The 8,234-nt window shown below is 65.5% G+C and carries 7 protein-coding genes; 5 read left to right on the plus strand and 2 right to left on the minus strand.

Annotated elements, in window-relative coordinates; translation table 11 throughout:
- Nucleotides 1–111: 111 nt before the first annotated feature.
- Nucleotides 112–1,011, minus strand: coding sequence for a GntR family transcriptional regulator (locus FFS45_RS37350; protein ID WP_137959652.1), 900 nt, complete (start codon nucleotides 1,009–1,011; stop codon nucleotides 112–114).
- A 187-nt stretch (nucleotides 1,012–1,198) separates the two neighbouring features.
- Nucleotides 1,199–2,557 (minus strand): aspartate aminotransferase family protein, encoded by a 1,359-nt coding sequence (locus FFS45_RS37355; RefSeq protein WP_137959653.1) that lies wholly within the window; start codon nucleotides 2,555–2,557, stop codon nucleotides 1,199–1,201.
- Between the two features lie 196 nt (nucleotides 2,558–2,753).
- Between FFS45_RS37355 and FFS45_RS37360 the strand changes: the two genes are divergently transcribed.
- The 5 genes from FFS45_RS37360 to FFS45_RS37380 all read left to right on the plus strand — a co-directional run.
- Complete coding sequence (locus FFS45_RS37360) at nucleotides 2,754–3,866, plus strand: C45 family peptidase (RefSeq protein WP_137959654.1); 1,113 nt, start codon at nucleotides 2,754–2,756, stop codon at nucleotides 3,864–3,866.
- Between the two features lie 8 nt (nucleotides 3,867–3,874).
- Nucleotides 3,875–5,509 (plus strand): ABC transporter substrate-binding protein, encoded by a 1,635-nt coding sequence (locus tag FFS45_RS37365; protein WP_137959655.1) that lies wholly within the window; start codon nucleotides 3,875–3,877, stop codon nucleotides 5,507–5,509.
- Nucleotides 5,506–6,447, plus strand: coding sequence for an ABC transporter permease (locus FFS45_RS37370; protein WP_137959656.1), 942 nt, complete (start codon nucleotides 5,506–5,508; stop codon nucleotides 6,445–6,447). Before FFS45_RS37365 ends, FFS45_RS37370 begins: the two co-directional genes overlap by 4 nt.
- Nucleotide 6,448: 1 nt before the next feature.
- Nucleotides 6,449–7,273 carry an ABC transporter permease gene (locus FFS45_RS37375; protein ID WP_137959657.1) on the plus strand — a complete coding sequence of 275 codons (825 nt, stop codon included), beginning with the start codon at nucleotides 6,449–6,451 and terminating at the stop codon, nucleotides 7,271–7,273.
- Nucleotides 7,270–8,234: ABC transporter ATP-binding protein (locus tag FFS45_RS37380; protein WP_137959658.1), on the plus strand; the 965-nt coding region annotated here is incomplete at its 3' end. The genes FFS45_RS37375 and FFS45_RS37380, both read left to right, overlap by 4 nt.

The following is an 8,234-nucleotide window of genomic DNA, read 5'->3' on the forward strand; positions in this document are numbered from 1 at the left end:
GTAATGCAAGCAAGCTAACCGTCCAACGTTGCGCGGATGTGACAGGGCGAGCGAGCGCGGCTGTCTGGGGCGTCAGGCGTTACATCATGGATCGCGAGCGCGGCTTCATTTTCAGCGCTGCGGCGAGCGCGTTCTCGCCTGCGTCAGGTGCCGCTGCATCAGCGCCGCGGCCCAGTCGAAATCGCCCTTTTCGAGCGCATCGATAATCTGCAGATGCTCAGTGCATGACACAACATGCCATGGACCGCGGAGGTGGGCGACGTGCTCGTCGAGCCGCCGCATCTGGTTCTGCTGCTGCACCGCCTGCAAGATAAAGCGATTGCCGGAGAAGCGCGCGATCATCTCGTGAAACTCGGCATTGAGCGCAAACAGCTCGGCGGCGCCTAGCGGCTCGTTGGGGTGGTCGATCAGGCGTTGATGCGCTTCGCGCAAGCGCGCCAGCTGCACCGGGTCGACCCGGAAGCCCGGCTCGCGGATCGCGCCGCACTCGATGATCATGCGAAAACGGTAGCTCTCCGACATCGCGTCCGGCGTATTCATCGACGGCAAAAAGCGCCAGCCGTGGCCTTTGCGCTTTTCGATCAGGCTGTCCGAAGCAAGTTGTACGAGCGCCTTGGTCAATACGCTGCGCGATGCGCCGTAGCGCTCCAGCAGATCTTTCTCTGTCCATGCGATCGGCAGGCGCTCATGGGCGTAGTCGTCCAGCATCTGACGGCACAGCTCGTCGCTCGTGATGTTGTCGCCAAAACGCGGCACGCTTTGCGGCGGCGTTTGCGTGACGAACACACCTTCCTGGGCGCGAAAATCTGCGAGTCCGTGGCCAGCGATCAACTGCAGCGCCTTGCGGACCGGCGTGCGCGACACCTGAAATTCGTCGGCGAGCGCGTTCTCGGACAGATGCTGCCCGGGCTGCAGTTCACCGTTGACGATCCGCTGGCTGATGCGGCGCGCCAGGTCCACTTGCAGCGGACTGAAATTCGAAGCGTCGGCGGTGGAATCAGGTGAGTTCATCGAGGACAGGTAGAGGATGTCGGCCTTGGGCGCCGACGATTTTACCCGTTCGGCGCAGCACCGGTACGTGGGGCTCAGTGCGGTCCCGGTGGCCTTTCACGCGTGCTTCATGTCGATTCGCGTGTCACGCCGGCAATGCCGGCGAAGCGGTGCGCCGTGGTGCGCTGCGTTGTGCTGTGCTGTGCGCTCATTGCGTCACCTCCACCTGGCTAGCTTCGAGCACCTCGGCCAGCGTGCCGAACAGGGTATCGATCTGCGCCGGTTCGATGATGAGCGGCGGAGAGAGCAGCATCGTGTCGCCGGACGAGCGGATCAGCACGCCGCGCTCAAGGCAACGCGTATGCACGTCGAAGCCGCGCTTGCCCGGCGCGCCCGGCACGGAAGCCAGTTCCACCGCTGCCAGCAGGCCGAAATTGCGCACATCCACGACACCGGGACAGCCGCGCAATGCATGTGCGGCGTTTTCCCATTGCGAGTGCAAGGCATTGGCGCGTTCGAACAACTGCTCGCGCCGGTAGATGCCAAGCGCGGCGAGCCCCGCCGCGCAAGCGAGCGGGTGGCCTGAATAGGTATAGCCGTGCGCGAATTCGATGCTGTCGGCCGGCGCCTGCATCATCGCTTCATAGACGTGCTCGCGCACGAAGGTCGCGCCCATCGGCACGGCGCCATTGGTCAAGCCTTTGGCGCTGGTGATCAGATCGGGCGTCACGCCCAGCCGCTTTGCCGCGAACGAGGCACCGACGCGGCCGAACCCGCTGATCACTTCGTCGAAGATCAACAGGATGCCGTGCGCGTCGCAGATCTGCCGCAGCCGCTCCAGATAGCCGCGCGGCGGCACGAGTACGCCGGTCGAGCCGGCCACGGGTTCGACGATCACCGCGGCAATGGTCGAGGCGTCGTGCAAGGCGATCAGGCGGGTCAGTTCGTCGGCGAGGTGAGCGCCCCAATTCGGCTGCCCGCGCGAAAACGCCATCTCCGCCCGGTTATAGGTGCTGGGCAGATGATCGACGAAGGGCAGCAGGTTGCCGTACGCCTTGCGATGCCCCGCAATGCCCGACACCGACAGTCCGCCGAAGCCGACCCCGTGGTAGCCGCGTTCGCGCCCGATCAGCCGCACCCGTTGCCCCTCGCCGCGCGCACGGTGATAGGCGAGCGCGATTTTCAGCGCGGTGTCGACCGCCTCCGAGCCCGAGTTCGAGAAAAACACATTGCTGAAACCGTCCGGTGCTTCCTCGAGCAGTTCCTCCGCGTAGTCGAAGGCGAGCGGATGACCCATCTGGAACGAAGCAGCGTAGTCGAGCTGATACGCGGTGGCGGCAATTGCATCGACGATCTCGCGGCGCCGGTGGCCGGCGTTCACGCACCACAGGCCGGCGATGCCGTCGAGCACCTGCTTGCCGTCGTCACGCCGGTAGTACATGCCGTCGGCTTCCACGAACAGAGGAGGACGCGCGCGCTTGAAGCGGCGATTCGCGGTGAAGGGCATCCAGTAGGCGTCGAAGGACGGCGGCGCGGCGGTATCGGCAGGGTTGGACGGGGTCTGCATGGGGCTGTATCTCTTGACCAAAAAGTACATGCATATTGATCTAAAATTGAAATAAAAACAACATATGGAGAGCGCCCCAAGGCCATAAACAAGAAATTTAGGGGTTTTCCCTCGCAGTTACAAATCCTGATATTGAATTTAATTTGTTTTTAGTACAGTTCAACCCAACAACCTTGCTACCAGGAGTCCAGGCAATATGTCCGCATCCCAGGCTTTTCCGCTCGTCGAGGTCGACGGCGATCCTTTCGAGCGCGGCGCCGCGCACGGCCGTGCCGTGCCCGAGCGCGTGCTGCGCAGCGTCGCGCTGTATCGCCAGCAACTCGAACGGCGCGGCGTCGGCGTCGCGCGCCAGCGCGAACTGGCGGGCGCCATGGCGCCCGCCATCGCCGCCTTCGAGCCGGCCTATCTGGAGGAGATGCGCGGCATCGCGGCGGGGGCGCAGGTCGAGCTGGAAGACATCATCCTGATCAACTGCCGCACGGAGATGATGTTCGGCCACAACGAGATTGCGCGGGCGCGCGGCGCGCTGGATGACGGCTGCACCGGCTTTATCGTGCTGCCGCCGGCGAGCGCGACGGGCCGGCTGATGCATGGCCACAACTGGGACTGGCGCGAGGAGTGCGTCGATACCGGCATCGTGCTGCGCATGCGCCGCAGCGACGGTCCGGACCTGCTGACCTTTACCGAGGCCGGCAGTCTCGCGCGGCACGGTTTTAACAGCGCGGGCGTGTCGCTGAGCGGCAATTTCCTGACTTCGAACCGCGACTACCAGCGTCCCGCCGATGTGCCGCTCGTGCTGGTGCGGCGCAAGATGCTCGAAGCCGGGAGTATTGCGGCGGCCATGAAGGTGGTCTGGAATACGCGCCGCTTCTGCTCGAACAATCTGCTGCTCGGGCACGCGGGCGGCGAGGCCGTGGATCTCGAATGTGCGCCTGACGAGATTTTCTGGCTGACGCCGGAAAACCATATCCTGGTGCACGCGAATCACTGGATGTGTCCGGTGGCGCGCACCAAGCTCGAAGATCTCGGACTCAAGTCGGGCCCGGATACGCTGTACCGGCAGCGCCGCGTCACGGCGGCTTTGCTGGCCGCTCAGGAGGGCGGCGGCAAGATCGACTGGCAGATCGCCAAAGCGATCCTCGCGGACGATTTCGGCAAGCCCGATAGCGTGCTGCGCTGGCCGAAAGCCGCAAGCCACGACAGCATCTCGGCCACCGTCGCCACCACGCTGATGGACCCCGAAGGCCGCACGATGTGGATTGCGCGCAAGCCTTACGAGAATCGCGAGTTCGTCGAGTACCGGCTGTGAGGCGCGGCATGGACCGGTTCGGCGTCGCAAGCGTGGCGGTGCGCAGGCTCGCGTGCGGTCTGCTGGCTGGCGCAGCCTTACTGGCCGTGCCGGTCATACTGGCCGGGTGGCCGGTGCGGCAGGCGCTGGCCGCCGAGCCGGCCGGCTCGCAGCCCGAAATCCGCTTCGCCGAGGGCACGGATACGCCGACCTCGATGCCCGGCAACCAGTCGCGCAACACCAGCACCGACGACATCCTCGGCCACGTGGTCGAGTCGCTGGTGGCGCTGAAGAACGACATGTCGATTGGCCCGATGCTCGCCGATAGCTGGACCATTTCGCCCGACGGCACCACCTACACGTTCAGGCTGCGCGACGGCGTGCTGTTTCACAACGGCGCGCCGGTGACCTCGGCGGAGGTCAAATGGAGCTTCGACTACCTGATGAATCCGCACTCGGGTTTCGAGTGCCGCAGCGTCTTTTCGGGTCAGCGGGGCGTAAAGGTGCTGGCGGTGCGCACGCCCGACCCGCGCACCGTGGTGTTCGAGCTGGACCATCCGTATGCCCTGTTTCTGACCCAGATGGCCAACCCGCGCTGCCCGCTGGCGGTGCTGCATCCGAGCAGTGTGGATGCGCAGGGCCACTGGCTCAAGCCGGTCGCAACCGGCCCATACGTGTTCAGCGAATGGCGCAAGGGCCAGTACGTGCGCTTGACGCCGTTTGCGCAATATAAGCCGCGCCCCGAGCCGCCCGACGGCATGGCCGGGGCCAAGACCGCCTATGCGCCGCTGCGCTTCGTCACGATTCCCGACGCGGCGGCCCAGAAATCGGCGTTGCTGTCGGGGCAGATCGATGCGATGTCGATTGACGAGGACGATCAGCCGGAACCCGATCCGCGCTGGCACGAGGTGGCCGGCCCGGGTGCGGCCCCCACGCTCATGCTGATGCAGACGCGCGACCCGTTGCTGGCCGATCCGCGCATGCGCCGCGCGATCGCGCTGGCGGTGGATCTGCGCAATGTGGCGAGCGCGGTGAGCAATGGTCAGGCGAGCTACAACCCGTCGCTGGTGCCCACCGTCGACCGCTTGCACGATGCCAGCGACGCCGCCGGCTATCCGTTCGATCTCGCCGAGGCGAAGCGTTTGCTGAACGCCGCAGGCTACCGTGGGCAGACGCTGCGCATCGAAGTCAACCGGCGTTATCCGGAGATGTTCCGGCTCGGCATCTATATGCAGTCGCTGCTTTCGAAGGCCGGCATTCATGCCGAACTCGACGTGGTCGAATGGGCCAAGCAACTCGCCGATTTCCGTTCGGGCAAGTTCCAGATGATGGCGTTCGAGTATTCGTCGCGCCTCGACCCTGCGCAGATATACGGCGACGTGCTCGGCGACAAGTCGAAGACGCCGATGGCGCAGTGGGAGAACCCGGCGGCCCGCGCGCTGCTCAGGAGCATCGACGGCGTGTCGGACCCGGCGCGGCGCCAGCAGACGTTCGATCAGATCCACCAGCTGATGATTGCCGACACGCCGATGCTGGTGCTGTTCGACTCGCCCAACCTGTGGCTGGTGAGCAGCCGTTTGCAGGGTTTCCAGACGTGGTCGCTCGAGCGGGTGCGGTTCTTTAACGTGAAGCGCGTCGCGCCTGTGCAGGAGGCTTCGCAATGATCTCGTATGTTCTCAGGCGGCTCGCGATGGCGGTGCCGACCGTGCTGATTGTCGCGTTGCTCGCGTTCGGCATGATCCGCGCGATTCCAGGCGACCCCGCGACGCTCATGCTCGGCGATATCGACGATCCGGTGCTGCTCGCCCAGATGCGCCATTCGCTCGGCCTTGACCGCTCGGTGCCGGAGCAGTTCGTGCTGTGGGTGACGCATCTGCTGCATGGAGACCTGGGCATGTCGGTGGTGCGGCATCAGCCGGTGCTCGAACTGATCCGCGAGAGCTTTCCGGTTACCGCGCAGATCGTGCTGGCCGCCACTTTCTTTGCCTGCCTGATCGCGATTCCGGCAGGCCTGATTGCCGCCTGGGCACAAAACCGCCGCACCGACTTTGCGATTGTCTTTACCACCATCCTGCTGGTGTCGATGCCGGGTTTCTGGGTCGGCATCCTGTTGATCTGGGTCTTCGGCGTCAAGCTGCACTGGCTGCCGACCTTTGGTCTCGAGACGTTCGCGCAGGTAGGCTGGGGCACCGTCCGTTATTTCGTACTGCCGGTGATCGCCATTGTCCTCACCGAGATCGCCGCGGTCACACGGATGATGCGGGCGAGCGCCATCGAAGTGCTGCGCCTCGAATATGTGGCGCACGCTCGCGCCAAGGGGCTCTCGGAGCGGCGCGTGCTGCTGCGCCACGTGCTGCCCAATGCCTTCGGCCCGGCGCTGACGGTGATCGGTCTGATCCTCGGTCATCTGCTGGCGGGTGCGGCGGTGATCGAGACCGTGTTTACGCTGCCCGGCATGGGGCGCCTGCTGGTCGAAAGCATCTATGCCCGCGACTACCCGGTGGTGCAGGGCTGTTTGCTGCTGATTGCACTCCTGTATGTGCTCGTCAACCTGATCGTCGATCTGCTGTATCCGGTATTCGATCCGCGAGTGAAGCTCTGATATGAAACTGTTCAAGCGTATCAATCTGCTGCTCGGCAGCGTGCTGGTGGGCGTGATGCTGGTGGTTGCGCTGGCCGGGCTCGTGCACACGCCGTACAACCCGATCGATGTCGATCTGTTCGCGCGCTTCGCGGCGCCTTCCGCGCAACACTGGTTCGGTACCGACGAGTTCGGCCGCGATGTCTTCTCGCGCATCATGGCGGGTGCGACCGTGAGCCTGACCATCAGCGGCGCGTCGGTGCTGTTTGCGCTTGTCGCCGGCACGCTGATCGGCATCGTCTCGGGCTACGCCGGAGGCTGGACCGACCGGCTCGTGATGATGCTCGTCGAAGCCTTGATGGCGTTTCCCGGCTTGCTGCTCGCGCTCGGCATCATGACCGTGCTGGGACCGTCGAAATGGGGCCTCGTGCTGGCGCTCGGGCTCGCCTACACGCCGGCGGTGACGCGCACTGCCCGCGCCGGTGCGCTTTCGATGCGGCAGCGCGACTTCGTGATCGCCTCGCAGGTGATGGGCAACGGCGCGCTGTGGACCCTCGGCCGCCACGTGCTGCCCAACTGCGTTACACCGCTGCTGGTGTTTTCGACGACGCTGTTCGGCTCGGCCTTGCTGGCCGAAAGCGCCTTGAGCTTCCTCGGTCTCGGCGTGCCGCCGCCCGCGCCGACCTGGGGCGGCATGCTGGCCGATAGCCGCAGTGCGATGGATCACGCAATCTGGCTGGCAATCTTCCCGGGTGCGATGATTTCGTTCGCACTGCTCGGCATCAACCTGCTCGGCGACGCGCTGCGCGATCTGCTCGATCCGCGCATGAAAGGGGGCCTCGCATGAGCCTGAGCCGCAGTGACGCCGTCGGCGATCCATTCGCCGGTTTCAGCCATTTGCCTGATGACCGCCCCGAGGCCAGGGTCGAAACAAAGGGCGGGCGCAGCGCCGGTCACGCGCCCCTGCTCGCGCTGCGCGATCTGACGATAGCGTTTCCGAACCGCAGCGGGACTGCGCGGCCGGTCGTGCAGGACATCGGTTTCGACGTTCACGCGGGCGAATCGCTGGCAATCGTCGGCGAGTCCGGCAGCGGCAAGACCATGATCGGCAAGACGCTGCTCGGCTTGCTGCCGGACGCGGCGCGCATCGAGTCAGGCAGCGCCTGCTTCGACGGCCGCGAACTGCTCGGCAGCACGCCGGCGCAGTGGCAGGCAATGCGCGGCACGGGCATCGGCATGGTGTTCCAGGAGCCGATGGTGTCGCTCAATCCGGCCTTCCGGGTAGGCGAGCAGTTGACCGAGGCGCTGATCCGGCGGCGCGGCGTGGCCCGCTTGCAGGCCCGGGAGCAGGCGGTCGCGATGCTGGAGCGGGTCCGCGTGCGCGATCCGCGGGGCTGCATGAAGCGCTTTCCGCATGAGTTCTCCGGCGGCATGCGGCAGCGGCTGATGCTGGCCGCTGTGATGCTGTTGCGCCCAAAGCTGCTGATTGCCGACGAACCGACCACGGCGCTCGACTGCGTGGTGCAGAAAGAAGTGCTCGACCTGATGATGGCGTTGACGCGCGAGGAGGGCACCGCGCTGATTTTTATCAGCCACAATCTGGCGCTGGTCGCGGCCTATACCGAGCGCGTGCTGGTGATGCGGCGCGGGCTCGCCATCGAAACCGGCCCGGTGGACCGGGTGCTGACGCGGCCCGCGCACGAGTACACGCTCAACCTGCTTGAGGCGCTGCCGCGCCGCCTGCCGGACGAGGCCGCCGTCAAGGCTGCGGTCAGGGCCACTGTCGAGGCTGCTGCGGGGGTGGCTGC

The sequence above is a fragment of the Burkholderia sp. 4M9327F10 genome, from assembly GCF_005503145.1.
In the GTDB taxonomy this organism is placed as follows: domain Bacteria; phylum Pseudomonadota; class Gammaproteobacteria; order Burkholderiales; family Burkholderiaceae; genus Paraburkholderia.